The organism is Psychrobacillus sp. MER TA 171 (assembly GCF_023713305.1).
GTDB lineage: Bacteria > Bacillota > Bacilli > Bacillales_A > Planococcaceae > Psychrobacillus.
In genome coordinates this window covers 82,831-108,220 of record NZ_JAMAWN010000011.1, presented here as the reverse complement: position 1 = coordinate 108,220, position 25,390 = coordinate 82,831, and the positions used below count along the sequence as shown (strand labels likewise).

Below are 25,390 nucleotides of genomic sequence, written 5' to 3'. Positions count from 1 at the left end.
ATTAGCTAACCGCTATAACTGTCCCTAAAATTGAACTCTCCCTTTTTTCATCAAACATTCAATTATCACCCTTCCTATCTTCCTTTAAAAAAATCCGATAATTAATCGTCAAAAATGGAATACAGAAAATACGCATCTCATGTTTGGCAGTTAGAATTTCATTTTTCTCCTCTAAAAGAAATTGCTCCTCCAAAGGAAGCTTAACGTTGGTTCCTCTAAAGGCCAAGTAAATCCCAGCATCAGACGCTAAGGCACTTTTGCTAGTTAAGAGCAGCTTTCCATCTTGCTCTTGTAATGCTAATATGCCAACCATAGACGACCATGGTAAAGGGAGGGAGATATTCATAAAGGTTTTCTCGTCTCGAGTATGTATGGAATATAGTGCAATAAAGATGGTGCTTGTTTCAATTTTTCGTATCCAAGCTCTTGTATTGGTACGTCCATCCTCGATAGCTACTATATCTCCAGTCATTTCCATCTCCCTATAGGTAAATGGTAGATTTAGCTGCTGCAGCCTGGAACTAAACAATCTATATAAAGCGGCAAAAGGCTTGAACCAAGCATGCCAATGAACAGTGGAAAATAGCCGATAATGCATTGTTTGCTCATAAAAATTACTAATCATAGGAGGGAGTGACTCTTTATCTACAAAAATGCTCATATCATCGACTAAGCCCATATAGGTTTTATTTATGTGATAGTCATCTAAAATTTTCTCACCAACAGTTCCTTTACCTGTGATCTTGCTAATAGGAAACTGCAACTTTTTATAACGTGCCGGTGGTGTCCAAATGGACCAGCCGACAATACCAACGAACGCAAATATTAGGCAATTAAAGAATCCATGAAACTTAAGCATGAAATCTATCGTTATGCCAAAAATACCAAACGCATTCCCTGTTGCATACAAAAGGGAGAATAGGATCGTTACACCTAGAGCTCCAAAGGCAGTAACAATCAGGCTTTTCTGATAGCCGTTTTTATATGGTGCCTTAATAGCTAGAACGATAAAGCCATATATGCCGATCATGTATAAAAGAACAGATATAAATTCTAAAAGTGTAGAAAAAGTGATTCCGATTGCAACGACTAAAGGAGATATTAAAATGATAGCTGTCAGCCAAGGGTAGCTGGCAGGTTTATAAACTCTCCCTAAAAAACCTATAAAAACAGGCAATAAAAAGGAAGAATAATGAAAGTGAATTCCTGTCAGCCACGTTAAAATAGGAGTAAATCCTGTATCTATTTCAAGAACAGAAGCAACAAACCAAAGTCCTCCGATGAATAAATACATCATCCCCATATCAATCGCAAACTCTTCTATATTGGTGAAGCCTCTGTTAATAAAACGTTTAAATCCAACCATGGCAACGATAAAAGTAAAAAGTAGATAGATAAGTGCGAGCAAGGAATCAATCCTTGAATCTTCGGTAATCTGTAAAATAGAAACAGCTATCACAGCTGGAATGACAAAGTAATAAATCAGATGATCATCTTTCAAAACTAATTTTAAGACGAGTGGAACAAATAATATCTGAGCTACGGATAGCATAAGAAAATACCAGGGCTCTACGCTAAAAGCAGCAACTATGAGAAATAAAATAGTGTGGGAGATTGCAATTCCTTTATAGGTCATCTGTTTGAAACACCCCTTTATACTCGAATAATGTACCAAGTAAAGGATTAGTAATTAACACATGAATAGAAAATACGTCTTTCTTTTCTACATAACACTCTTTAACAAGAACATTTCCTTTTAACAGCCTTGGTAAGGGGATTTCCAGCTTGCCTAAAACAAGACGCTGTTTACTAGATTCAATTTGAAGATGCCCTTCCTCTGTGACGATGAATACGAGCTCAGAATAGAACAAGCTCGGCTCCCCAAGATAGTCCCTTACTACACGCTTACCCTTCTCTAAGCTCATCAGCGCATTGAAATGCCTTGTTTGGTTTGGGAAGAAGAACGTTCTCTCCCAGTGGACCTGTTGCTCTCCATTTGGACCAAGCTTCCCTTTGTTTACGATTTGAAATGGTACATTCTCTCCTTGCTCAGGAAATAAAAACTTCCAACGAGTGGCTATACGAAAGAAAGGTGACAACCATTTCGGACCACTAGTTATTTTTGTCATGACTCCTGTTGCCTGGAAGGCCTTTTCAGAAGAAATAGTATAGCGCCGCTTGAGCTTTGGCTGCAGTCGCTCGAATTGTTCTCCAAGCATTTCTTTATAAATAGACATATGAAAAACTCCTTATCTTGAACGCTTACAGCTTTTGGCAGTTGGAATGTCTTTACTAACCAGCAATCCGATAACGGATAGAACAAACAGCGTTAAGTTAAATGTAAGGGGGTTAAATGGATCACCAAATACGGTGGCATCTCCTATTAAAGTGGAGAGTGTAAGTAATGGAAAAACAACGACTTGGATTTTCAGTAATCTTCGCTTATTGCTATATAGTAGCCATAGGAGACCGAATATTATTTCGATAGCACCTGCTGTTGAAACGATATTTTGAGCTTCGTTCACCGTTAAGGGGAGCATGCCTTGGGTCATTGATACTTCCTCGGGATGCATCAATAGTAATTTTGGAACGAGGCCGTGATACACCCAAACAAAAAAGAACAGAATGGTAATAAGCCAGTGACTGAAGAATCGTACATACTGATTGGATGGAGTGTCACCTTTTTCGAGCCACCTCTTAAATACATCAAAGCTAAGAGCAGTGGCCCATCCCATCATCGGGCGAAATAGGACGCGATCTATCATTTTCCCAAGGGCCCCAAAACGAACCTCGTAATCATACTGCGTAAAAAATTTAATGCCTTCTTGCTCAGGCTCATACTTCCAATATCCCTTTCCTTCTTTTATAGGAGAAATTTTTTGGTCTGTTCCGAAATGCAGTGAGGATGTTCTAGAGTTGTCCTTCGCATGAAAGGTACCGACACTTTTCCCCCAACCTGCAATACTAAATCCAAATCCTATATTCGTTTTATATTCAAATAGCTGGGCTTCATTTTCTTTTTTGGGTAAATAGGTGATAGAAGAAAAACGTAAATCCCATTGTTCATGTAGCTCGGGATTTTGAGATGCCTCCCATACCTTTTCCATATCGCTAGAGATACTAGTCTCTACATAAATTGGTTTATTTTTCATTATCTCACCTCCTTATAAGATTACCATAAAGGACTTTATGTAAGTGACAAAGAATAAATTAGGGAGGAGAAAAAATAGGCTCAAGAAATGAGGGTGAAAAATGCAACTGAATATAAATATACAGGCTAGATTTAATCCAGTAATTGATCATGTAAAAAATACATATAACTCTGTCTATGCAACTGGAGCGGCAGTTATAGTCATTCATAAAGATGAGATTGTGGCAGAAAGATATTGGGGCACTCAATCTAGCAGACCAGAAGCTAGAGAAGTACAGGAGGATACCCAGTTTCACGTGGCATCTGTTCGCAAAAGCTATATAGGATTTGCAGTCGCATATGCGGTGCATCATGGTTATATCGATTCGATAGATGATGAAGTGACAAAATATATTGCGGATTTGGAGGAAGAAGTTTTTCGTGGAACTACAATTAGACATTTATTGACACATACGCATGGGTTAACGGAGCTAGAAGGTAAAGTTATTCGAGAGTTTTTACCAGGGGAGAGCTGGGCCTATAGACAAGTTAATATAAACCTGCTTACTCAAATAGTAAAGGTTACAACAGGCCAAACAGTAGCAGAGTTACTAAAAGAAAAAGTATTTCAACCACTTGGCTTGAAGGAGAGTGACTGGTACACAGAAATTCAACCTAAGCTTGCAGAGGTCATTGATGCGTCCGGCCAACCAAAACAAATACCAACAAACAGTACAAAGGGCGATCAAATTAATATGTTCACTTCTGCAAGAGATTTAGCCTATTGGGGTTACCTTCATTTAAAGCGGGGATACATAGATAACAAGCAAGTAATACCAAAAGAAGTTATTCAGCTATCTACGTCCCTTATAAGTCCGAGTACAATTGATAAGGATTTGCCTCAGCATGGTTTTCTTTGGTTTGTAAAGGATTTACCGGCAAGTAAAACGGAGCTTGGAGAATTTGTTCCGCGTGGCTCGTATCAAATTTTAGGATTCACAGGTGTTGCAGTGCTAGTCGTACCTGAACACGAAATCGTGGCAGTTCGGATGGTCAATAGCTATGGGTCACCAGAGAACCATGATTTTCTTGCGGACATAAGGTCCTTTGGAGATAGTGTAATGAAAAGTTTACAGGAGGGGTAAAGGAATGATTATTATTAAGCAATTTGATCATAGCGTACATATGACAGAGGAAATGGCGATGCTTTATCAAGCAGTATGGAAAAAAGAAGAGGATGACTTCTTCGAAAGAATACAAAAGCATGCCAATTATGGTGGTTTTCTTGGAATTGTAGCATATACCGATACCAACGAATGCATTGGATTTGCCTATGGTTATAAATCAGAGGATGGACAGTATTACCGAGGACTTCTGGAGCAGGAACTAACCGTGGAAGAAGCAAACGAATGGTTAACAGATTGCTTTGAATTTGTAGAGCTATTAGTTCACCCCTCTTATCGTGGGAATGGATTAGGTAAAAGATTATTAGAAAAATTAGTGAACAATTGCTCGATGAAGACGTCTGTATTAACAACCAAGGCTAGTAATTTAGTAGCTCAAGCTTTATATGCAAAATCAGGATGGGTAGTGGTAAAAGAAAATTTCTTTCCTTCTGCAAATGATGGACCATATGTCATTATGGGAAAGGACTTGAGAAGGGAAGAGCTTGTAAGTAAGTTAATACAAGAGGGGAAAGAAAAATGATATGGCTTTTAATCATTCCCGCACTTGGAATGCTGTTATTTTTAAATATAATTACACTGCTACAAAAATTAAAAGATGGTAAAAATTATCACAATCAAAAAGTACTGGGTGCAGTAATTCTATTCTTTCTATTATTTTTCCTTACTCTTTTTCTATTGGAGGGATCAAATGTACAGTATTGAAGCTTTTAGTACGTTCACATTAATGAGACCAGTCTTTAGAACGTTTCTAGTTTTAGCTGTAATTTTACTTATAGCGGTAGTGCTCTTTAAAACTCCAAAATGGATAACAGCCTTCACCATTTCTATTGTCTCTATTATTTCTATTGTAGTTTGTGCTCAGCTTTTATTTTTTGAAGGAATTATTGTAGATGAGCTTAATTTATCAGGCGACCCAGCTTCTCTGTATATGTTTTTTACTATTACACTGTTGAGTATATTAAATCTTCTTATTTACTTTTTTAGACAGGGGAAAAGGAGAGAAAGCGCTTGAGCTACATACTTCAACCGATGACTCAGGAGCAGGCGGAGGACATAGCTTATAACTGGCACTATGAGGAGCCGTATTCCTTTTATAATATGGAAGCAGACGAGGAAGACCTGGAGGAATTTCTAGACCCGGTAAGTCGTAAGGACGAATACTACGTCGTTATGGAGAAGGAGAAGCTCATAGGGTTCTTTAGTTTTACTTTGGTAGCGCCTCAAGTATTTGATATTGGACTGGGAATGCAGCCAAATTTAACGGGTAGGGGTAAAGGAATCGATTTCTTGAAGGCAGGCTTACAGTTTGCTCAAAGTAGGTTCAAACCGGCAGCCATTACTTTATCCGTAGCTACCTTTAACAAACGAGCTATAGCGTTGTATAAACAGATAGGCTTTAAAGAGCTTGAGACTTTTAATCAGACTACTAATGGTGGGAGCTATGAGTTTGTTAAAATGCTTTATGAAACAGCCAAGGAATGAGTTTCCTTGGTTGTTTTTGATATATGCTAATTCATTGATGGAAATTAATGCTATATTAGTTAAAGGTTACTTTATGTAAATTGGTTTAATAAGAAATTTAAGGAGTGTTATATAAAAATTAATGAAAAGGGGGTAGTAATATGATATACCAACTGTATTTTAGTATATCTGACGAAGATGGGAAAATGGATTATTGGGTTCCTTTAATGAACTATTTTTTATCACAATCAGATACCTTAGAAATCCATTGTTGGAATGAAGAAGAAGTTGTTATTGAGGAAACAAAATCAATGCTTGAAGACTCATTTGAAATAATCATGGAAAACAATCTAACTATTTTCAAGGGAAATAAAGCATTAGATATTGTTAACCATTTGTTATCCAACAATGTAAATGTTGAGGGGAAGATAAAATGGTTTTCGATTTTCTTAAGCAAAAATTCCACTACTATTTTTCATTCCGAACATTGGGGTACAGAATTTTTTGCACCTAACGTTAACGAAAAGGATATAGCGTTCATCAAATCAGTAATGCCTATAGAAACTAACTTTAATCAGTATATATAGCGAGATTACACCCTTCTTCAATTACCAAATGCTCCCGCAAAGTATGACCATCTTTAGAAGATCTACTTTTATGATCGATATGTTAAATTGATCTCAGATATGTATTCTGTTGTGTCATCTAACTTTTATTAGGTGAAAACGTCCTGTAACAAACAGCAAATAATGAGGTGACATGATGGGATTTATATTCAATAATATTACACTTTTTATCCTCATATTTATTTCAATTTGTTTAATAGTAATTGGATTTGTATTACAAACCATCCTGATTCCTTTACAAGATGTTAACCTTATAAGTAATGAAGAACTATTGGTGTATCAAAAAGAGTATGCAATAAACTATTCCTTAGGGACATGGCTACTCGATATAGGGCAGTTTCTTATGCTTTTAATATTAATTCTATTCATTATTAAGTTGATAAAATCAAAAATGATAACAAAGTAAAATGAGCCAGGAGATAATATCCTAGCTCATTTTTATATGTATTTTAAGTCCAATAGCCAAATTTCAAAAGGAGGATGATTGTGAACTATTCACAACATCCTCCTTTTGAAATTATTTCCCCTTAAAAACAGGTTTTCTTTTTTCACTAAATGCATTCAAGGCTTCTACTCGATCCTCTGTCGGAATCGTAATTTCATACGCCTTACGTTCAATTTGCAATCCAGTTTGCAAGTCCACATTCATCCCTTGTTTGACAGCAAACTTGGCTTGTTGAAGTGCAATTGGTCCGTTCGCTAACATACGTGCTGCGAAGCTTTCCGTTTCTTGCTTTAATGTTTCTCGACTCGCAATTTTAGTTAAAAGTCCATACGTAAAGGCTTCATGAGCCGTCAATCGTTTAGCAGTTAAGATTAACTCTAAAGCTTTGGATTCCCCAATGAGGCGAGGTAAACGTTGTGTACCTCCTGCGCCCGGGATAATTGCGAGGCTTGTTTCAGTTAGTCCCAATTGTATATCGTCTGCTGCAATACGGAAATCACATGCAAGCGCTAGCTCTGTCCCTCCGCCAAACGCATAACCATTTAACATGGCAATCGTTGGCTGAGGTAAGCTTTCGACTAAAGAGAATACTTCACCTATTTTATATATATTACGTTTAACTCTTTGTTCAGTTAACGTTCGGCGTTCTTTCAAATCTGCTCCAACACTAAACGATTTTTCACCAGATCCAGTAAAGATTACTACTCTAATGTCCGGATTGATACGGATCGATTCTGCAATTTCTCCTAATTCACATAACATTTCATAGTTGAAAGCGTTCAAAGCTGTAGGTCGGTTTAATGTGACAATTCCAATATTCCCCTGTTGTTCATAAGTAATAGTTTCCATTATTTCTCCCCCTAATACGCTAAAATTCTTCACTATTAAACATATCATTTTATGATAATCCTGTCATCAAAGGAAAAAATAGGTCGTTTTTCATCCTTATCTTTGATACAATAGTATCAATTACATTTCTTAAGAACATGAGGAAATTAAATGGAGATTTTTATTGCAAGGCAGCCAATTTTTAATATGAACGAGTCATTATATGGATATGAATTGCTTTATAGGAATAATGAAGACAATTCTTTCCCTGACGTGGATGCGGATATGGCAACGATTGATGTGCTGACACATTCATTTCTGACCATAGGAATAAATGAAATTGCAGGCGATAAGCTATGCTTTATTAATTTCACTGAAAACCTTCTGGATAAGGCGGTACTAAGAAAGTTCCCATCTAACAGGATAGTGGTAGAGATATTAGAAAATATTACGATAACTCCCCGTCTTATTAAACAAATTAGACAAATAAAAGCAATGGGCTTTCTTCTTGCATTGGATGATTTTGTTTTAAAACAAAATGTTGACTATTATGATGAACTGTTTAGCTTAGTTAGCTTTATTAAGATAGATTTTCTTGCCACTACAGTGGAAGAGAGAAAATCGGTCGAGAAAATTGTCCAAACCAACTATCCCAACATTGTACTGCTAGCTGAAAAGGTTGAAACACGAGAAGATTTTTACGAAGCTAAATCTGCTGGCTATAAATTGTTCCAAGGCTACTTCTTTGCTAAGCCTGAAATTATTAAGGCCACTGATATACCTGCTAACGTAGTGCAATACATTAGACTGATCAATCTTTTACGCAAGGAAGAAGCTTCTATGGATGAAATTGCGTTAGAAATAGAGAGAGACGTTTCCTTGACCTTTAAAGTGTTAAAAATGGTCAATTCTCCAGTTGCTCGACCACGTTCCAAGGTTCGCTCGATTAAACAAGGTGTTTTAATGTTAGGGCTGGAGGAGATTAATCATTGGCTTCATGTCTTGTTACTGCGAGAGGTACATCAAAACTACAAAGGGGATGGGCTAGCTATTGTAGAAGCATCCTTATTTAGAGCTAAATTTTGTGAGCTACTTGCTAAACAGAAAAACCTGACAAATTCCTCTGAATATTTATTAGTAGGTATGTTCTCTCTAATGGACACCATCTTACATAAGAAGATGGATCAGCTAGTTAAAGAGTTACCTCTTTCTGATGATGTAGCGGCTACTTTGGTTGGGTCCAGCACAGAGATGAAGCCTTTCTTAGATTTAACCATTGCCTATGATGAAGTTCGTTGGAACGATATGCTCGAAGGAGCTAATAATCTAGAAATTGATTTTCCAAGTCTTAATAATTTTTATAAGGAAGCTCGTAAGTGGGCAACTGACATAGTGTCTCAATAATGTAACTGCCATTCTTCGGATTGGCAGTTTTTTGATTGAAGTTCTTTTCTTTCCATTGCATTTTCTTTTAAAAGTTGTAAAATATAAGAACAAATGTTCTTTTAAAAGAAAGGTGAATGAAGATGCCCTTAATACCAGAAGAGGCAATTCCATATTTCGAAAAAATGATTTATCTTCCCATGGTATTTACCATCTTGGAAAAGGATCGAACCATTATTGAAAAAGCCCCATTCAAATTAAACAGACCTTATTTGACTCTCGTAGAAGGAGCAGCAAAGCAAGTTCAAAAAGAGCTAAAAGACACACATGTCTACATGAGAAGGCATAGTATGAAAGTGATTAGAGGAGAAGGAGATGATATGTTCACAGAGTACGTGTTTTTTCATGGAGGGTACGAGGAGCACCGTCGTTATCTGAACGTCCGTCTTCGTAACCGCGTAGAAGAACTGCTTTCTATGTACTTAACCATTACCTAATCAGTTGCGAATGTTTTTACGCATAGATGCTTGTCTAGAGGTGGCATATCCGTTGTTTAAAAGATGGCTCATTCGTTTCAGGAATTGGGTGCTTAATATGTTGGCATACGCCACTTGACGATTCATAGTGTTAGGCGAAACAGGAACATCAATGGTATCCCCATTAGAAAGAACAACGGTAGATCCCTTTTTATTTGGGTAAAAAGTTTCGATGGCCTGATAGGAAAACCATATATTTAAATCTGATTTTGGAGAAAGAACAGGAATCCATATACAAGGTGATCCAAAGTCATGAGCTAGTATGATTGGTAGCTTAAAATAGTTGCCAATCGTTTCTCGGGAAAGGTTTACTGCGTGTTGAAAGGAAGAACCGTAGAAGGAGCAGGAATAACGAACGATTTCGTATGGCTTTTTACTTACCATGGAGGTTTCACCAGAAAAATTAGTAACTTTCGTGTAAACTTTGTTATTTACTACAGAAGGTTGAAGTAACGCGGTTTCGAAGGAGATAAGATGGGATTTATTTTCAATTTTATTAGTCAGAAAATTTCACTCCTTAGTATATTATAATTTAAATTATAGTTAATTTTGGAAATAAATCAAGCTAATGTATCTAAAAATTAAAAAATACTTCTATTTACTGTATAATCTAAATTTTCTCAAAATGATTGCAACTAGCCTTAAGCTTTTATATAATATAAAAAAGGCATCGGGGTGATTGAAATGGACAAACAATATTCATATACAGATTTTATGAAAGCAATGGGACAAACAGGGAAAGAAAGCTCTGCAGAAAAGTTGTTAAACGAGATTTATCTTGATATGTTTTTAAATGTTGTCCACCGGGAGCAGAGAAGTTTTCGGCTAATGGGTTTAATTGACGAGGCATTGGATCGCAAGGATAAAGAAGCATTTAACGAGTACACGAACGTGTTACTTCATCTGAAAAATTAAGTTGCTAATGGGCCGGGAATTCGTGAGGAATTAATAGTTAATATATGTTGAGGATGGGGCTGAGATAATCTAATCATGCCCCCAAAAAGTGAGATTGCGATATGCAATCTCACTTTTTGCATTTAATTTGGGTAAATGTCTTTCAAAACAGTAGTTCGGAGCTAAGGCGGCGAACTTAGTAAAAACAACGGCTATGAAGAAAATATAAAAATAAAGCAGTTCAAATTTTACAATGAGTGAAATTTGAACTGCTTTTAGTTTTGATAACTTTTGATGTTAAAAAACTAACATTCTTATAATTTTGTAAGATAAAATGTAGCTTTTTCTGTAAAAGAGGGTAGTAATAGATAGGAAGAGATTTTTACCACTAAATCGTTGATACGACAAAGGTTGAACCTACTCTGAAAATTTATTTTAAAAACGTATGTTCGTTTTAATAGTGTTAGAAAAATGATTATGTTAAACTAAATTTAATAAGAATACGGGAGGCATACATATGGAACAAATTTTTGATTTACAATCTCCGTATGAGCCAGCAGGGGATCAAATAGAAGCAATAAAAGAGCTAGTAAAAGGAGTAAATGAGGGCAAAAAGCATCAAACATTACTAGGGGCCACAGGTACTGGTAAAACCTTTACTATTTCAAATGTAATCCAACAAATCAATAAACCAACCCTTGTCATGGCCCATAACAAGACACTTGCAGGGCAGCTATATAGTGAGTTCAAGGAATTCTTTCCTAACAATGCAGTAGAATACTTTGTCAGCTATTATGACTACTTTCAACCAGAGGCATATGTGCCACAAACGGATACGTATATAGAAAAAGATTCTAGTATTAATGAAGAAATTGATAAATTACGACATTCTGCTACTTCTTCATTATTTGAACGTAAGGATGTCATTATTATCGCTTCTGTTTCCTGTATTTATGGACTCGGAAATCCAGAGGAATATAAAGAAATGGTCGTGTCACTAAGAGTTGGCATGGAAATCGATCGAAACCAACTGTTAAGAAAGCTAGTGGATGTGCAATATGAACGAAACGATATTAATTTTACTCGTGGAACATTTCGAGTTCGTGGAGATGTAGTGGAAATTTTCCCTGCCTCTCGTGATGAGAGATGTCTAAGGGTAGAATTTTTTGGTGATGAAATAGATCGGATTCGAGAAGTGGATGCGTTAACAGGAGAAATATTGGGTGAACGAGATCATGTAGCTATTTTCCCGGCATCCCACTTCGTAACACGAGAAGAAAAGATGAAAATAGCCATAAATAATATTCGTCAGGAACTAGAGGAGCAGCTCACTATTCTTCGTAGTGAGGATAGATTGTTAGAAGCTCAAAGACTCGAGCAGCGAACGAATTATGATTTAGAAATGATGGAGGAAATGGGCTTCTGTTCAGGGATCGAAAATTACTCGCGCCACTTGACGTTAAGAGAAGCGGGAGCAACCCCTTATACATTATTAGATTATTTTCCGAAGGATTTCTTACTGGTAGTAGATGAAAGCCACGTTTCATTACCACAGGTTAGAGGAATGTTTAATGGAGACCAGGCGCGGAAATCTGTGCTAGTAAATCATGGTTTCCGGTTACCTTCTGCATTAGATAACCGTCCGCTCACTTTCCAAGAATTTGAGGGGCATGTGAACCAGGCTATTTATGTATCCGCAACTCCGGGACCATACGAATTAGAGCATACACCAGAAATGGTCGAGCAGATTATCCGACCTACGGGATTATTAGATCCTATTATTACAGTGAAGCCGATTGAAGGACAAATAGATGATTTAATCAATGAAATATATGAACGATCTGCTAAGAATGAACGAGTCTTAATAACAACTTTAACCAAGAAAATGTCCGAGGATTTAACGGATTACTTAAAGGAAATTGGTATAAAAGTACAATATCTGCACTCAGAGATAAAAACATTAGAGCGAATTGAGATTATTCGAGAGCTTCGTTTAGGAACATATGATGTCCTGATAGGAATTAACCTATTGCGAGAAGGATTAGACTTACCTGAGGTTTCACTGGTCGCTATTTTGGATGCGGATAAAGAAGGCTTCCTGCGTTCAGAGCGTTCATTAATACAAACTATTGGGCGAGCTGCCCGAAACTCTAACGGTGAAGTTATTATGTATGCCGATAAAATGACAGACTCTATGACAAAGGCCATTAGTGAAACGCAGCGTCGTCGTACCATTCAAATGGAATATAACGAAAAGCATGGCATCACACCTAAAACGATTGAGAAGAAAATTAGAGAAGTAATAAGAGCCTCTCAAGTGGCAGAAGACGAAGAAAGCTATGTACAGCAATTAACTAGCGGAAAAGTCTTAACGAAGGAAGAAAAGGGTAAACTATTAGACAAACTCGAAAAAGAGATGAAAGATGCTGCAAAAGCGCTTAACTTTGAACGAGCTGCAGAATTACGTGACGCAATTCTAGAGCTCAAGCTGGAAGGATGATGATTGGTGAAAAACCAAGAAATTAATATTCAAGGTGCTCGAACAAATAATTTAAAAGATATAAGTATTAAAATACCAAGAGATAAGCTTGTCGTAATGACAGGTTTATCTGGTTCTGGTAAGTCATCATTAGCTTTTGATACGATCTATGCGGAAGGGCAAAGACGTTATGTCGAATCCTTATCAGCCTATGCAAGACAATTTCTTGGCCAAATGGATAAGCCAGATGTGGATTCTATAGAGGGTCTGTCTCCTGCTATTTCAATCGATCAAAAAACAACAAGTAAGAATCCAAGATCTACTGTCGCAACAGTTACGGAGATTTATGATTATATGCGATTATTATATGCTCGCGTAGGGAAACCGATTTGTCCAAAACATGGGATAGAGATTTCCTCCCAAACAATCGAGCAAATGGTTGATAGACTCATTGAATATCCGGAAAGAACAAAAATGCAAATTCTTGCCCCGATTGTTTCTGGACGCAAAGGGACACATGTGAAATTGCTTGAGGACATGAAAAAGCAAGGATACGTACGTGTTCGCATTAATGGAGATTTAATAGACTTAGATGACGATATAACTTTAGACAAAAATAAGAAGCATAATATTGAAGTAGTTATCGATCGAATTGTAATAAAAGAAGGGATAGCTGCACGAATAAGCGATTCCTTAGAATCCGCATTGAGACTTGGAGATGGACGAGTTTTAATAGATGTAATGGAGCAAGAGGAGCTGCTGTTTAGCGAGCATCATGCATGTCCAATTTGTGGTTTTTCGATTGGTGAGCTAGAGCCAAGAATGTTTTCATTCAACAGTCCGTTTGGGGCATGTAACGATTGTGATGGATTAGGTGTCAAATTAGAGGTTGACCCGGATATAGTCGTTCCAGATAAAAGCTTAACTTTAGAAGAAGGCGCCATTGTTGCATGGCAGCCAACTAGCTCTCAATATTATCCGAAGCTACTAGAGGCAGTGTGCAAGCATTACAAAATAAAAATGAATGTACCAGTCGAAAAGTTACCAATTGATCAATGGAACAAAATTATGTACGGCTCGGGTAAGGACAAAATTCGTTTCCGTTATCAAAACGAATACGGCCAAATGAGAGATAATCTAATTCAATTTGAAGGCGTGCTTGCAAACATAGAAAGACGTTATAGAGATACATCTTCCAACTACACGCGTGAACAAATGGAAAAGTATATGGCAGAGCATGACTGTCCTACTTGTAAGGGCTATCGCTTAAAAGAAGAAACAATGGCAGTAAAAGTGGATTCTATGCATATCGGGCAAGTATCTGAGTTTTCCATCGAAGAAGCATATAAGTTCTTTAAGGAATTAAAGCTATCAGAGAAGGATATGCAAATAGCTCGACTAGTTTTAAGAGAAATTGATGAACGTCTGAGCTTCCTTGATAATGTAGGGTTAAATTACCTGACGCTTAATCGCGCATCTGGAACATTATCTGGGGGTGAGGCTCAACGCATTCGATTAGCAACTCAAATAGGCTCAAGGCTTACGGGTGTACTTTATATTTTGGATGAGCCTTCTATTGGTCTCCACCAAAGGGACAATGATCGCTTAGTTGCAACACTCAAGGATATGCGAGATATAGGAAATACGTTAATCGTAGTTGAGCACGATGAGGACACGATGATGGCAGCAGACTATTTAATCGATGTGGGACCAGGTGCTGGTGTCCACGGTGGGGAAATTGTTGCAGCTGGAACACCAGAGGAAGTAATGAAAGATAGTAATTCACTAACTGGTCAATACTTAAGTGGCAAAAAGTATATTCCGTTACCTATTGAACGAAGAAAGCCAGATGGCCGTTATATCAAGATTAAAGGTGCTACTGAAAATAACCTGAAGAATGTGAGTGTCGATATCCCGTTAGGAGTATTTACAGCAGTCACAGGGGTATCCGGATCAGGAAAAAGTACACTGGTGAATGAGATTCTTTATAAATCATTGGCACATCAAATTAATCGAGCTAGAACGAAGCCAGGTGCACATAAAACAATAGAAGGAATTGAAATGCTTGATAAGGTAATTGAAATTGATCAGTCTCCTATTGGGCGCACTCCTCGTTCGAATCCTGCAACTTATACAGGGGTATTTGACGATATAAGAGATCTCTTTGCCTCAACAAACGAGGCGAAAATTCGAGGATATAAAAAGGGGCGCTTTAGCTTCAATATAAAAGGAGGACGCTGTGAAGCCTGTCGCGGAGACGGTATTATCAAAATAGAGATGCACTTTTTACCAGATGTCTACGTGCCTTGTGAGGTTTGTCATGGAAAACGATACAACCGTGAAACACTTGAAGTATTGTATAAAGGAAAAAGTATTGCAGACATTTTGAAGATGACGGTTGAGGATGCTTTAGCATTCTTTGAAAACCATCCAAAAATAAGTCGCAAGATCCAAACGATCTTTGATGTAGGTTTGGGATACATGGAGCTGGGACAACCAGCTACTACTCTTTCAGGTGGAGAAGCACAACGAGTGAAGCTGGCATCGGAGCTGCATAAGCGTTCTAATGGTAAGTCATTTTATATTCTAGACGAACCAACTACTGGATTACATGTAGATGATATAGCGAGACTGCTTGGCGTTTTACAGCGCTTAGTTGAAAATGGAGACACAGTTTTAGTGATTGAGCATAACCTAGATGTGATTAAGACGGCAGATCACTTAATCGATCTGGGGCCTGAGGGTGGAGACAAGGGCGGAACCATTTTAGCAACAGGGACACCCGAGAAAATTGCAGAAGCAAAAGGGTCTTATACTGGAAACTATTTAAAGCCTATTTTAGAGCGAGATCGTAAAAGAATGGAAGAAGGCATTAATAAAGCAACAACAAAAAGTTAAAGCCTAAAGAAACGTAAGTGAAACCTTTTGGCTCACAGAACGTATAACTAGTAGGAAGATATTTGTAATATACTTTTAAATTTATGAGGAGGCCTTTAACTATGCAAGAAGAGCGTAAACGTATTTTGGATATGGTTGAAAACGGCACGATTACTGCACAGGAAGCACTGGCACTTTTAGAAGAGCTAGGTAAGCAAGCAACAATTGTAACTCCCCCAGTAAATACTCAAAAGTTTGAAGAAGAGAAAAAAACAGAGCAAGTCAAACAAGGTAGCGCAGATTTTATCGAGGACTTAAAACGTGATTTTACAATGGTAGGAGATCGTTTTATGCAGTTCATGCAAGGGACTGTAGATAAAATGAAGGATTTCGAGTTTGAAATGAAATTCAATGATCCTGTTACTTTTGAAGAGAAGTTTGTAAAACAAGATGTGCAATTTGACGATATCTCGATTAACCTTACAAATGGTAAAGTGAACATCTTTCCATCGGAGGAGCCATTTGCTCATGCTACGGTGAAAGTCAAATCCTTTAAGAACTCTACAGAGGAAGAGGCAAGAAAGAGATTCCAAGAAGAGTTTATATTTACTACTGAAGGAAACAAGCTACGCGTATATAGCGATATGAAAACTATTTCCGTACAAGTAGCTTTGTTTGTTCCAGAAAAAGAGTATAACCATATATCTGCTCGTTTGTTTAACGGTGATTTTGTAGCACAAAATCTAGAGGCTAATACATTCAAGATTAAAACAACAAATGGTAAGGTTGAATTAGAAAACAGTAAGTTCCATCGTGCAGATATAGAAACAGTAAATGGCTCTGTTCAGCTTCAACATGTCGAAGGTGATACTGTAGAAGTAGAAACAATGAATGGCCGCATTTATGTAGATGGTAAACTGAAGGAAATTGAAGGTTCATCCGTTAGTGGACATGTTATTTTAACAACGAAAGACAAAGAGGCTCGTAAAATTGAAGGGACAGCTGTAGCTGGCACGGTAGAAATCTATGTGCCTAAAGATATTTCCTTAAAAGGTGAGACTACTACTCAGCTAGGTCGTATCGATGTACAGCTTACAGATGTAACTCAAATAAATCAGTCAGAGCAAGTGCTCAATAAACGTGTTGCTTTCACAAAGGTTGTTGACTCTGAAAAAGAGCCGTTAAGAATATATGGAGACGCTAAAACAGGATCCGTAGTAGTAAGATATACAACAGAAGCATAAAAAAGAAAGACCAAATCGATTAGGATTTGGTCTTTTTTAATGGATTCATTTTTACTATTAATCTTTAAGGCAGCCAATCATGACAATTATTAGCTAATTTCTGTAACTCCTCAAAAAATAGACTTGCGTGGTATCCATCACAAACTGCATGATGAATTTGTAGGGTAATAGGCAACAATGTTTGACCGTTCTGGTGAAAATATTTTCCACCTGTAATTATAGGTAATAAATAGTCGTTGTCATTATTCATATTAAGGTTAAAACCAGTAAAAGAAACCCATGGAATACTTGATATATTAAAATTGTTTGTTGGTACATTATCTTTTGATTCCAGTTTCTTAACATTCGTATATTGCTGTATATCCTCTTGGCAGCTCTTATAAAAGGCACTAAATTCATTAGAAAACACAGTCCATATGCTTGAGAATGTCTTGCTATCCTGATGGAAAATTGTATAACTTGGAATCATTTCATTCCAGTATCCCAAGATTCCCTCCTCATTAAAGCTAAATCTAAATTCTTTATGCGAATTTACTGTACGGGTGACCATGTAAATAAATGCGGGATATAATTTAAATCCCTTATTCTGAAGCTGTGTTAGCAATGCTGTGATGTTAATATTTGTTGTTATGCTAAAAGTACATTGTTGACTAATAAAATGATCAAAGTATTCTTTTCTCTCCCAATTCTCTCTATCAATTATATTAAATTTCATTTGATTAACCTCCTATACAATGTGTGTTTTTTAGAAGGTTAATTGGTCTGCCTTCGCCAACACCCTCACCTCTTAAGGAAAATTAACTAAAGATATTCTTTCACTAAACTACAGGAAATTAATCCTTTTAGGGTTAAAGTCACGAATATATGAGACAACTTTCAAAGCACAGATTTTCTACTGGGAAGCTCTATATCAAGTAACATTAGTCCAATAATAACTTTAGGAACCGCAATATTATTTAGTGCTTCTTATAACCTTAAAGGACAGGCTCGATAATATAAACGACACAACTATTAGCACCGGAGTTACAACAAAGATGGTTAATAGATCGGTTTGAACATTCCAAGGCACAAAAGCATTCCAAAATAAGCCCATAAGTCTCCAAAGTGTGGTGAAAATAAATATGGTAAATACAAAATAGATAATCTTTGCTATTACATGATTCAACTTATCTAACCCCCCTTTGTTAAGAATGATTACTATAATAGGAATTCAAAAAACACATTTGATGGCTGAATACCCTAAATGGGATGGAAAAATTAAAATAAATATTCGATTTAGTCAATTGTTGCATTATCAAAAGGTATTGATTCACCATTCACTGTTACATCTAACACATCATGCTTCGGGCCTGATGTAAAATAATAGGTATGCTGCTTAACAACATCACCCAGATTAGTTACATTGAACTTTATAGTGACAGTATCTCCCTTTGTTTCTAAGTCTGACTTAACATTTCCGCTTGAATGAAAAATAATATATTTACCCTCTGCATCATTGGTGATGGATTGAAGGGTTAAGCTGGAGTCGACTAAGTCTTGCACATGACTCGGAACACGCTCAATTTCACTAAAGTTCAATTTGGATGAACTACAAGCAGCTAAAACCAAACTGGCTAAAATTCCTAATACAAATAGTTTCTTCAAACCTTTCACTCCCTCTGTCTTTTAATTATATACGACCTAAGTAAATATAGGTTCCATGTATAGATAAATTTTCCATATGCTCAATTGCTAATCTCTATTGTTAGAAACCAACTAACAATAAGTAGAAATTTTAAAAAGCATTACTGAGTTGCACTTAGGCTGAACAAAAAAGAGGTATAGGGAGCACCCCCTATACCTCTTCTAATTGAAACTTTTTAACCCAAAGTTTTATGCCTGTTGCAATTCCAGTAGCACATTTTAGACGGTAATCATCCGTTTGTAGTAGTCTTGCTTCCTCTTGGTTAGTCATGAATCCGCATTCCACTAGAACAGCTGGCATGTTCGTATCTCGTAAAACAGCTAGATCCTTCTTTTTAACCCCTCGATCTTTCCTTTCCACAGCGGTGCAGAGAGATTCCTGAATATGCTTGGCAAGTATGACAGAATCGGCAGAAGGCTTTGTGTAAGTGAAGGTTTCTATACCATTAACATCGTTCCAGTTTGAACCATAAGCATTAGCATGGATGGAGATAAATGCTTGCACTTTTAATTTGTTGGCAAGGGAGGTTCGTTCGCGTAAAGGCACATCTTTTTCGTCAGAATGACTAAAAATTACTATTATTCCGAAGCGATCTAGCTCCTTCTTTATTAATCTCGTGACTGTGCTGTTAAACTCATATTCCTTCATCTTTCCATCTGGCGTTCTTTTTCCTGCGGTGTTAGGGCCATGACCTGCATCTAAAATAATCTTCATTAAACTTCCTCCTTTTAATTAATAAATAGGTAGAGAAAAGATAAATGGATACTAATTAAATGTTTATTCATGCTAAAATAAGAACTAAGTTTATCAGAGGTTAAAGGAGTGGGAAATGTGTCTCATGTGACGAGTAAAGATATACAAGAGAAATTTAATTTGTCCTTAGTTAGCGGACAAGAGGGTATTGGACGACACATTTCTATCAGTGATATTTCAAGACCTGGTATCGAAATGGCTGGTTACTTTATGCACTATCCTTCCGATCGAATTCAGCTATTGGGGAAAACAGAGGTTTCTTTTTTTGAATTACTAAAGCCGAAAGAGAGAACAGATCGGATGACGAAGCTTTGTGCACAGGACACACCAGTTATTATTGTTGCCCATGGCATGGAAGTTCCTAATGAGCTAATTATAGCATCTAATGAGAAATCAGTCCCTGTTCTTACTACTAGTATGCCGACCACTAGATTCTCAAGCTTGCTGACAAATTATTTGGAGAGTATGCTAGCTCCGACTACTGCCGTTCATGGAGTATTGGTTGATATTTACGGAGTAGGTGTACTGATCACAGGAAAAAGTGGTGTAGGTAAGAGTGAAACGGCACTTGAACTAGTGAAGAGGGGCCACCGATTAGTAGCCGATGATTGCGTGGAAATTAGGCAGGAGGGCGAGGACACTTTAGTAGGAAGTGCTCCAAAATTAATAGAGCATCTTTTGGAAATTCGGGGATTAGGTATAATAGATATTATGACGTTGTTTGGCGCTAGTGCCATTCGCAGCTATAAGCGAATTACGCTTGTGATTGAGCTAGAAATCTGGGATGAAAAGAAAAGCTATGACAGACTAGGTCTCGAGGAAGAGAAGATGGAGATTATCAACACCGCAGTGACTAAACTCACAGTGCCAGTCCGTCCTGGGCGAAACTTGGCAGTTATCATCGAGGTTGCAGCTATGAATCACCGATTGAAAAGAATGGGTGTAAATGCAGCGGAGGATTTTGCAAAGCGGCTAGATGATGTAATAAGCCAAAATGGAGAATTTTAAATGATGTACATAGTGGAAAGGAGTTTTTATGAATATTCTACAAGCAATTGACCCGGTCGCTTTTTCCTTAGGGCCGCTAGAAGTAAGATGGTACGGAATAATTATTGCGTTTGGAATTGTGCTTGCTTTTATAGTCGGGCAGCGTGAAATGGTGAAAAGAGGGTTTCACCCTGATTATTTAACTGATTTACTAATTTGGGCCGTTCCAATCGCTATTATTAGTGCGCGTATTTACTATGTAATTTTTAAATGGGATATCTATAGTCAGCACCCGGAGAATATTATTAAAATATGGGAGGGTGGAATAGCGATTCACGGTGCCTTAATTGGATCGTTTTTAACCGCTTACTTCTTTACGAAAAAAAGAAAGAGCTCATTTTGGAAGGTTACGGACGTATTAGCTCCAAGTATTCTTATTGGTCAGCTAGTCGGTCGTTGGGGTAACTTTATGAACCAGGAGGCACATGGAGGAGAGGTAACAAGAACCTTCTTAGAAAATCTATTCCTTCCTAATTGGATCATAGAGCAAATGTATATCGACGGAAAGTATTATCACCCAACGTTCCTTTATGAGTCTGTTTGGAACCTGATTGGTGTTATTATTCTATTGCTGCTTCGTAAGGTAAACCTTCGCCGTGGAGAGATGTTCCTCTTCTATTTAACGTGGTATTCGGTGGGACGTTTCTTTATTGAGGGAATGCGTACGGATAGTCTTTATTTAATAGGAGATCTGCGTACTGCACAAGTAGTATCACTAGTGACGATTGCAGTCGCGGTTATTATATTTATTTATAGAAGAAAAATGGTTAAGCCAGTGGTGCGTTATCAAGATAAGTAAGAAAGATGGGATCGAGTATGGAAATGGGAACTCTTAAAAGGGGATTGTCCGCTGGTCTAAAGACAACATGGACATTAAGCAAGGTTATCTTTCCAATTACATTAATCGTAGTTATTTTGCAATATACGCCTGTTTTGCCGTGGATTATACAATTTATAGAACCATTTATGGGCTTGATTGGCTTGCGAGGGGAAGCGGCTATTCCTCTTGTTTTAGGTAATGCCTTAAATCTGTATGCAGGTATAGCAGGAATTTTGTCATTAGAGTTAACTGTAAAAGAAGTATTTATATTAGCAACCATGTTATCGTTCTCCCACAATATTTTCATTGAAACAGGAGTGGCACTAAAGGTTGGAGTGAAGCTGTGGGTCGTATTACTCGTCCGTTTTGGGCTTGCTATTGTTTCGGCAGTTATTATTAACCTAGTGTGGCAGGGCGGAGGCGAAGTGGCTAAGTATGGAGTAGTTACAGCTACGCAAAGTGTACCAGATGGCTGGCTTGAGATCATATTACTTGGTCTTCAAAAGGCTACTTTTGGTGTGTTGCAGCTTGCACTAATCGTCATTCCACTAATGGTAATTATTCAGTATTTGAAAGACCGAAACTATTTACAAAAGTTTTCGGAGAAGCTTGCACCTTTTACAAAAGTAATTGGGGTGCAGCCAAATGCATCGATGACTCTAGTGGCTGGTCTAGTTATTGGTTTAGCTTATGGAGCAGGAGTCATGATTCAGGCAGTTCAGGAGGATGGAGTAAGTAAGAAGGATGCAACGTTAGCCTTTATCTTTTTAGTGGCCTGTCATGCGGTCGTTGAGGATACGTTAATTTTTGTGCCATTAGGTATTCCGATTTTACCGCTCTTGCTCATCCGATTAATCACGGCTTTTGTTTTGACGATTATTGTCGCCTATATTTGGCGTAAATCAGACCAGAAAAAAACCAAGGAAGTGCTTACGACATGAACGAAGTAACATACAAGGCTTTGCTTTTTGATTTTGATGGAACTTTGCTTAATACGAATGAGCTCATTATTGAGAGTTTTTTACATATTTTAGGAGAGAAATTTCCTGGGAAATATGATAGAGACTCAGTCATTCCTTTTTTAGGACCTTCTCTTCGGGAAACCTTTGAAGGGATTGATCCCGCGCAAACGGAATCACTCATTTTGTCATATCGAGCTTGGAACTTGGAAAAGCATGACCAAATGGTTGCACCATTCGATGGAGTTGTCGAAACGCTTCATAAATTAAAGAATGACGGCTATAAGCTAGCAATCGTTTCGACTAAAAGAAGAGAAATGATTGAAAGAGGACTTCAGCTGATGGGGTGTCAGTCATTATTTGACACGATTGTTGGATTGGAAGATGTTTCTCGTACAAAGCCAGATCCAGAACCAATATTACTTGCTTTAGAGCATTTGAATGTCTCAAAAGAGGATGCCCTTATGATAGGAGATAATTTTCATGATATAGTGGGCGGACAAAATGCTGGAGTGGACACTGCCGGGGTCGCTTGGTCTATAAAAGGCGAGGATTTCTTGTCCACATACAATCCAACGTACATGCTCCATCATATAAATGACTTACTTTCTATTAATAAAGGACAGCTGCTATGAGGAAAACAGAGAGATTTCCTGTAAAAGGTGCGAATTCACTTTGGCATGTATACGATACCGTTCCGTTTTGGAAGGTCATTAAAAACTTTATTTTTATTCAAGCTGCGAGATATTCTCCTTTCTTAAGCTGGAAAAACTTTTTTTACCGTACCTTTCTACGTATGGAGGTCGGCAAAGAAACCTCCTTTGCTTTAATGGTCATGGTCGATGTGATGTTCCCTGAAAGGATTAAAGTGGGGAACAATACGATTATCGGCTATAACACAACGATATTAGCACATGAATATTTAATCGATGAATACCGAATTGGTGATGTTATTATCGGAGATCGTGTTTTAATAGGTGCGAATTCTACGATTTTGCCTGGAGTAACAATCGGTAACGATGCCATTATTTCTGCGGCAACATTAGTAAATGCGGACGTACCAGAGGGCTGCTTTGTTGGAGGCAATCCGATGCGCATTATCTATACAAAGGAAGAAATGCTAGAGCGCAATGCAAAATAAGTATGAACTAAAACTGTACGACTATTTGTTAGCTACTAACTAACATGGTCGTCAGTTTTTTTTGTGCGAATCAAAATACTTGATTAATTATTTTAATAAATTATAATTGACGAATCAACAGTTGACTGGTCAAGAGTTCAGTCTGTTAGGAGTGGAAAGATGGCTAAGTCCTTTAAAGAAATAAAACAAACATTACTTATGCTTAAAAGTCTTGATAGGCGCATAGCTCAAAACTTTGAAAAGAAGACAGGTATTAGCCTAACTAGATATGAAATGCTGAACACCATATTTGAACGCGCACAGCTTTCCCAAATAGAGCTACAGCAAACGTTGAAAATAGATCAAGGGGCAATCACAAGACATTTAAAAATACTTGAAGAGAAAAACTTTGTCGTTCGCAATCGTAATAAGCAAAATAATAGAGAAGTCATTGTCCAAATCACGGAAACTGGTATCGCTACTTTGGAAGACTGTGATTTAGGTAAAAATGAATTCATAGACGAATTATTTAATGGATTTACCGATCAAGAGATTCAACAGCTTCAAACACTAGTCAAGAAATTGATTGATAACACGAACTAAAAAAATCATTAAAATTTGAAAAGGGGTTCTTATATGCAAAAAACACATACAACAATCGACCAATTGATTCATGAAAGAAAATCAGTTCGTAAATATAAAGAAAATGTCGTTATTCCACATGAGGATCTTCAAACTTTGTTACAAAAAGCAATTACTGCACCTTCCTCAAGTAATATGCAGCCATGGCGCTTTATAGTTATTGAGGATCACCAGGTTAAAAAGGAATTGCGCCCAATCGCTAATAATCAAGAACAGGTAGAGACATCATCGGCTATTATCGCTGTACTCGGTGACCTAGAAATGTACAAGAATACAGAAAAAATTTATAATACAAATTTTGAAAAGGGCTATATGAGTAGAGAAATAGCTAATTTCATGATAGAAAGCTCACTTTCTTTATACGGTAATCTTCCTGAAGAAGTCATGAAAAATATTGTTCACTTTGATGCGGGACTTATATCCATGCAAATCATGCTATTAGCTAAGGACATGGGCTATGACACAGTTCCAATGGGCGGATTTGACAAAGTGAAATTTGCGGAGAAATTTAATTTACCTCAAAATGAAATCCCTATTTTACTTATTGCAATTGGTGAAGCAGCAGCTCCTGCTTATGGATCTTCACGTCTTCCTCTTGAACAAATAGTAAGATATATTTAAACAAAAAAGAGGGCAGCGTAAAGCCGGCCGCATAAGAAAAAACAGTTTCAATTTTACTTATTGTAAGATTGGAACTGTTTTTTTGTAGTTTTAAGCTAATCTCTTGTGAAAATTATGATTGCACCAGCTAAAAAAACACCTATTAAAATTATTAGTAAAAGACTAAAAACTGACTGATTTGAAAAATACCTAATAAAAACAATAGGTGTGCCAATCATAGCCAAAATGGAAACAAACTTCATATAGCGGACAACTTTTGGGGAAACTTCTGGTTCTTCTTCGTACATCCAGCGTTTTCCCCATAAAAAGCTTTCTTTAGGGTAGTTATATGTCCAAATGAAGAAGGCATAAAGCGGTATCATAAAGACTATTAAGATGAAGATTTCGCCTATCATTTTGTTTTCCCCCCGGACAATAAAAGAATATAAATCACCCAAACTAAACTGTGGTTTTACTTTAATACGGTTGAGAATAGTGCAGGTTCCGAATTTAGATGAATTTTACATTTAAAATGAATGAAACCCTGGGGATAAGTAAAAGTATTTGGAGGAATGCGGTGAAAATGTCCGGGACGAGGAAAAGTGTTGCGTCAAAATAGAAAGTGTTGCGGAAACGGGTAGAAGTGTTGCGCCAAATTCAAAAGTATTGCGGAAA

29 protein-coding genes are annotated in these 25,390 nt (G+C 37.2%); 19 read left to right on the top strand and 10 right to left on the bottom strand.

The genetic code is table 11. The annotated features are described in order from the left end of the window. Positions 1 to 58: 58 nt before the first annotated feature. The 3 genes from M3627_RS12025 to M3627_RS12015 are packed head-to-tail and all read right to left on the bottom strand — an operon-like array spanning position 59 to position 3,152. On the bottom strand, positions 59 to 1,636 hold the full coding sequence (locus tag M3627_RS12025; protein ID WP_251555817.1) for a YndJ family protein: 1,578 nt from the start codon (positions 1,634 to 1,636) through the stop codon (positions 59 to 61). Beyond that, complete coding sequence (locus M3627_RS12020) at positions 1,626 to 2,237, bottom strand: DUF4166 domain-containing protein (protein WP_251555815.1); 612 nt, start codon at positions 2,235 to 2,237, stop codon at positions 1,626 to 1,628. The genes M3627_RS12025 and M3627_RS12020 overlap by 11 nt, the downstream gene beginning before the upstream one ends. A gap of 12 nt (positions 2,238 to 2,249) precedes the next feature. Then, positions 2,250 to 3,152, bottom strand: coding sequence for a DoxX-like family protein (locus tag M3627_RS12015; RefSeq protein ID WP_251555812.1), 903 nt, complete (start codon positions 3,150 to 3,152; stop codon positions 2,250 to 2,252). 100 nt (positions 3,153 to 3,252) lie between these two features. Here M3627_RS12015 and M3627_RS12010 point away from each other — a divergent pair, with 100 nt between their 5' ends. From M3627_RS12010 to M3627_RS11985, 6 genes are all read left to right on the top strand, one after another. Continuing rightward, positions 3,253 to 4,275: a serine hydrolase domain-containing protein gene (locus tag M3627_RS12010; protein WP_251555809.1), complete on the top strand. Its 1,023-nt coding sequence runs from the start codon at positions 3,253 to 3,255 to the stop codon at positions 4,273 to 4,275. Between the two features lie 4 nt (positions 4,276 to 4,279). Beyond that, the gene (locus tag M3627_RS12005; protein ID WP_251555808.1) at positions 4,280 to 4,837 is read left to right on the top strand and encodes a GNAT family N-acetyltransferase; all 558 of its coding nucleotides are present in this window, start codon (positions 4,280 to 4,282) and stop codon (positions 4,835 to 4,837) included. Continuing rightward, positions 4,834 to 5,019, top strand: coding sequence for a hypothetical protein (locus M3627_RS12000; protein WP_251555807.1), 186 nt, complete (start codon positions 4,834 to 4,836; stop codon positions 5,017 to 5,019). The genes M3627_RS12005 and M3627_RS12000 overlap by 4 nt, the downstream gene beginning before the upstream one ends. Further along, positions 5,006 to 5,329 (top strand): hypothetical protein, encoded by a 324-nt coding sequence (locus M3627_RS11995; RefSeq protein WP_251555806.1) that lies wholly within the window; start codon positions 5,006 to 5,008, stop codon positions 5,327 to 5,329. The genes M3627_RS12000 and M3627_RS11995 overlap by 14 nt, the downstream gene beginning before the upstream one ends. Then, complete coding sequence (locus M3627_RS11990; protein ID WP_251555804.1) at positions 5,326 to 5,799, top strand: GNAT family N-acetyltransferase; 474 nt, start codon at positions 5,326 to 5,328, stop codon at positions 5,797 to 5,799. The genes M3627_RS11995 and M3627_RS11990 overlap by 4 nt, the downstream gene beginning before the upstream one ends. A 140-nt stretch (positions 5,800 to 5,939) precedes the next feature. After that, positions 5,940 to 6,365 (top strand): hypothetical protein, encoded by a 426-nt coding sequence (locus M3627_RS11985; protein WP_251555802.1) that lies wholly within the window; start codon positions 5,940 to 5,942, stop codon positions 6,363 to 6,365. A gap of 556 nt (positions 6,366 to 6,921) precedes the next feature. Here the strand turns inward: M3627_RS11985 and M3627_RS11980 are convergent. Continuing rightward, entirely contained in the window at positions 6,922 to 7,698 is a 777-nt protein-coding gene (locus M3627_RS11980) for an enoyl-CoA hydratase-related protein (RefSeq protein WP_169359733.1), read from the bottom strand. A gap of 150 nt (positions 7,699 to 7,848) precedes the next feature. Here M3627_RS11980 and M3627_RS11975 point away from each other — a divergent pair, with 150 nt between their 5' ends. Both M3627_RS11975 and M3627_RS11970 read left to right on the top strand, forming a co-directional pair. Further along, on the top strand, positions 7,849 to 9,081 hold the full coding sequence (locus tag M3627_RS11975) for an EAL and HDOD domain-containing protein (protein WP_169359732.1): 1,233 nt from the start codon (positions 7,849 to 7,851) through the stop codon (positions 9,079 to 9,081). A 122-nt stretch (positions 9,082 to 9,203) separates the two neighbouring features. Next, on the top strand, positions 9,204 to 9,557 hold the full coding sequence (locus M3627_RS11970) for a YhjD family protein (protein ID WP_169359731.1): 354 nt from the start codon (positions 9,204 to 9,206) through the stop codon (positions 9,555 to 9,557). On the opposite strand, the gene M3627_RS11965 is transcribed toward M3627_RS11970, so the two are convergent. Beyond that, positions 9,558 to 10,067: a competence protein ComK gene (locus tag M3627_RS11965; RefSeq protein ID WP_251555870.1), complete on the bottom strand. Its 510-nt coding sequence runs from the start codon at positions 10,065 to 10,067 to the stop codon at positions 9,558 to 9,560. A 213-nt stretch (positions 10,068 to 10,280) separates the two neighbouring features. On the opposite strand from M3627_RS11965, the gene M3627_RS11960 reads away from it, so the two are divergent. The 4 genes from M3627_RS11960 to M3627_RS11945 all read left to right on the top strand — a co-directional run bounded on the left by M3627_RS11960 (position 10,281) and on the right by M3627_RS11945 (position 17,090). Next, positions 10,281 to 10,511: an IDEAL domain-containing protein gene (locus M3627_RS11960; protein ID WP_169359730.1), complete on the top strand. Its 231-nt coding sequence runs from the start codon at positions 10,281 to 10,283 to the stop codon at positions 10,509 to 10,511. 496 nt (positions 10,512 to 11,007) lie between these two features. Beyond that, positions 11,008 to 12,990, top strand: coding sequence for an excinuclease ABC subunit UvrB (uvrB, locus tag M3627_RS11955; RefSeq protein ID WP_251555801.1), 1,983 nt, complete (start codon positions 11,008 to 11,010; stop codon positions 12,988 to 12,990). A gap of 6 nt (positions 12,991 to 12,996) precedes the next feature. Further along, positions 12,997 to 15,867, top strand: a complete 2,871-nt coding sequence (uvrA, locus tag M3627_RS11950; protein WP_169359728.1) for an excinuclease ABC subunit UvrA — start codon at positions 12,997 to 12,999, stop codon at positions 15,865 to 15,867. A 101-nt stretch (positions 15,868 to 15,968) separates the two neighbouring features. Continuing rightward, positions 15,969 to 17,090: a DUF4097 family beta strand repeat-containing protein gene (locus tag M3627_RS11945; RefSeq protein ID WP_251555798.1), complete on the top strand. Its 1,122-nt coding sequence runs from the start codon at positions 15,969 to 15,971 to the stop codon at positions 17,088 to 17,090. A 64-nt stretch (positions 17,091 to 17,154) separates the two neighbouring features. On the opposite strand, the gene catA is transcribed toward M3627_RS11945, so the two are convergent. The 4 genes from catA to M3627_RS11925 all read right to left on the bottom strand — a co-directional run bounded on the left by catA (position 17,155) and on the right by M3627_RS11925 (position 19,488). After that, positions 17,155 to 17,805, bottom strand: a complete 651-nt coding sequence (catA, locus tag M3627_RS11940) for a type A chloramphenicol O-acetyltransferase (protein WP_169359726.1) — start codon at positions 17,803 to 17,805, stop codon at positions 17,155 to 17,157. 237 nt (positions 17,806 to 18,042) lie between these two features. After that, a complete protein-coding gene (locus tag M3627_RS11935) occupies positions 18,043 to 18,255 on the bottom strand; it encodes a hypothetical protein (RefSeq protein WP_251555797.1) in 213 nt (70 codons plus the stop codon). A 110-nt stretch (positions 18,256 to 18,365) separates the two neighbouring features. Next, entirely contained in the window at positions 18,366 to 18,743 is a 378-nt protein-coding gene (locus M3627_RS11930) for a peptidylprolyl isomerase (protein ID WP_251555796.1), read from the bottom strand. A gap of 181 nt (positions 18,744 to 18,924) precedes the next feature. Further along, a complete protein-coding gene (locus tag M3627_RS11925; RefSeq protein WP_251555795.1) occupies positions 18,925 to 19,488 on the bottom strand; it encodes an N-acetylmuramoyl-L-alanine amidase in 564 nt (187 codons plus the stop codon). A 117-nt stretch (positions 19,489 to 19,605) separates the two neighbouring features. On the opposite strand from M3627_RS11925, the gene hprK reads away from it, so the two are divergent. From hprK to M3627_RS11890, 7 genes are all read left to right on the top strand, one after another. Continuing rightward, the gene (hprK, locus tag M3627_RS11920; protein ID WP_169359723.1) at positions 19,606 to 20,535 is read left to right on the top strand and encodes an HPr(Ser) kinase/phosphatase; all 930 of its coding nucleotides are present in this window, start codon (positions 19,606 to 19,608) and stop codon (positions 20,533 to 20,535) included. Positions 20,536 to 20,563: 28 nt separating this feature from the next. Further along, positions 20,564 to 21,373 (top strand): prolipoprotein diacylglyceryl transferase, encoded by an 810-nt coding sequence (lgt, locus tag M3627_RS11915; protein WP_169359722.1) that lies wholly within the window; start codon positions 20,564 to 20,566, stop codon positions 21,371 to 21,373. Positions 21,374 to 21,396: 23 nt separating this feature from the next. Further along, the gene (locus M3627_RS11910; protein WP_251555869.1) at positions 21,397 to 22,335 is read left to right on the top strand and encodes a nucleoside recognition domain-containing protein; all 939 of its coding nucleotides are present in this window, start codon (positions 21,397 to 21,399) and stop codon (positions 22,333 to 22,335) included. After that, positions 22,332 to 22,988, top strand: coding sequence for a pyrophosphatase PpaX (ppaX, locus tag M3627_RS11905; RefSeq protein ID WP_251555793.1), 657 nt, complete (start codon positions 22,332 to 22,334; stop codon positions 22,986 to 22,988). Before M3627_RS11910 ends, ppaX begins: the two co-directional genes overlap by 4 nt. Further along, positions 22,985 to 23,494: an acyltransferase gene (locus M3627_RS11900; RefSeq protein ID WP_169359720.1), complete on the top strand. Its 510-nt coding sequence runs from the start codon at positions 22,985 to 22,987 to the stop codon at positions 23,492 to 23,494. Before ppaX ends, M3627_RS11900 begins: the two co-directional genes overlap by 4 nt. Positions 23,495 to 23,653: 159 nt before the next feature. Further along, positions 23,654 to 24,076, top strand: coding sequence for a MarR family winged helix-turn-helix transcriptional regulator (locus tag M3627_RS11895; protein WP_169359719.1), 423 nt, complete (start codon positions 23,654 to 23,656; stop codon positions 24,074 to 24,076). A 33-nt stretch (positions 24,077 to 24,109) separates the two neighbouring features. Then, positions 24,110 to 24,736: a nitroreductase family protein gene (locus tag M3627_RS11890; protein ID WP_251555791.1), complete on the top strand. Its 627-nt coding sequence runs from the start codon at positions 24,110 to 24,112 to the stop codon at positions 24,734 to 24,736. A 95-nt stretch (positions 24,737 to 24,831) separates the two neighbouring features. On the opposite strand, the gene M3627_RS11885 is transcribed toward M3627_RS11890, so the two are convergent. Further along, positions 24,832 to 25,131: a hypothetical protein gene (locus M3627_RS11885; protein WP_251555789.1), complete on the bottom strand. Its 300-nt coding sequence runs from the start codon at positions 25,129 to 25,131 to the stop codon at positions 24,832 to 24,834. Positions 25,132 to 25,390: the final 259 nt, after the last annotated feature.

Bases quoted from the DNA above. Each gene is read 5' to 3' on its own strand.
- M3627_RS12025 (WP_251555817.1), bottom strand. From the start codon at position 1,636: ATGACCTATAAAGGAATTGCAATCTCCCACACTATTTTATTTCTCATA.
- M3627_RS12020 (WP_251555815.1), bottom strand. From the start codon at position 2,237: ATGTCTATTTATAAAGAAATGCTTGGAGAACAATTCGAGCGACTGCAG.
- M3627_RS12015 (WP_251555812.1), bottom strand. From the start codon at position 3,152: ATGAAAAATAAACCAATTTATGTAGAGACTAGTATCTCTAGCGATATG.
- M3627_RS12010 (WP_251555809.1), top strand. From the start codon at position 3,253: ATGCAACTGAATATAAATATACAGGCTAGATTTAATCCAGTAATTGAT.
- M3627_RS12005 (WP_251555808.1), top strand. From the start codon at position 4,280: ATGATTATTATTAAGCAATTTGATCATAGCGTACATATGACAGAGGAA.
- M3627_RS12000 (WP_251555807.1), top strand. From the start codon at position 4,834: ATGATATGGCTTTTAATCATTCCCGCACTTGGAATGCTGTTATTTTTA.
- M3627_RS11995 (WP_251555806.1), top strand. From the start codon at position 5,006: ATGTACAGTATTGAAGCTTTTAGTACGTTCACATTAATGAGACCAGTC.
- M3627_RS11985 (WP_251555802.1), top strand. From the start codon at position 5,940: ATGATATACCAACTGTATTTTAGTATATCTGACGAAGATGGGAAAATG.
- M3627_RS11980 (WP_169359733.1), bottom strand. From the start codon at position 7,698: ATGGAAACTATTACTTATGAACAACAGGGGAATATTGGAATTGTCACA.
- M3627_RS11975 (WP_169359732.1), top strand. From the start codon at position 7,849: ATGGAGATTTTTATTGCAAGGCAGCCAATTTTTAATATGAACGAGTCA.
- M3627_RS11970 (WP_169359731.1), top strand. From the start codon at position 9,204: ATGCCCTTAATACCAGAAGAGGCAATTCCATATTTCGAAAAAATGATT.
- M3627_RS11960 (WP_169359730.1), top strand. From the start codon at position 10,281: ATGGACAAACAATATTCATATACAGATTTTATGAAAGCAATGGGACAA.
- uvrB (WP_251555801.1), top strand. From the start codon at position 11,008: ATGGAACAAATTTTTGATTTACAATCTCCGTATGAGCCAGCAGGGGAT.
- M3627_RS11945 (WP_251555798.1), top strand. From the start codon at position 15,969: ATGCAAGAAGAGCGTAAACGTATTTTGGATATGGTTGAAAACGGCACG.
- catA (WP_169359726.1), bottom strand. From the start codon at position 17,805: ATGAAATTTAATATAATTGATAGAGAGAATTGGGAGAGAAAAGAATAC.
- M3627_RS11925 (WP_251555795.1), bottom strand. From the start codon at position 19,488: ATGAAGATTATTTTAGATGCAGGTCATGGCCCTAACACCGCAGGAAAA.
- lgt (WP_169359722.1), top strand. From the start codon at position 20,564: ATGAATATTCTACAAGCAATTGACCCGGTCGCTTTTTCCTTAGGGCCG.
- M3627_RS11910 (WP_251555869.1), top strand. From the start codon at position 21,397: ATGGGAACTCTTAAAAGGGGATTGTCCGCTGGTCTAAAGACAACATGG.
- ppaX (WP_251555793.1), top strand. From the start codon at position 22,332: ATGAACGAAGTAACATACAAGGCTTTGCTTTTTGATTTTGATGGAACT.
- M3627_RS11900 (WP_169359720.1), top strand. From the start codon at position 22,985: ATGAGGAAAACAGAGAGATTTCCTGTAAAAGGTGCGAATTCACTTTGG.
- M3627_RS11895 (WP_169359719.1), top strand. From the start codon at position 23,654: ATGGCTAAGTCCTTTAAAGAAATAAAACAAACATTACTTATGCTTAAA.
- M3627_RS11890 (WP_251555791.1), top strand. From the start codon at position 24,110: ATGCAAAAAACACATACAACAATCGACCAATTGATTCATGAAAGAAAA.
- M3627_RS11885 (WP_251555789.1), bottom strand. From the start codon at position 25,131: ATGATAGGCGAAATCTTCATCTTAATAGTCTTTATGATACCGCTTTAT.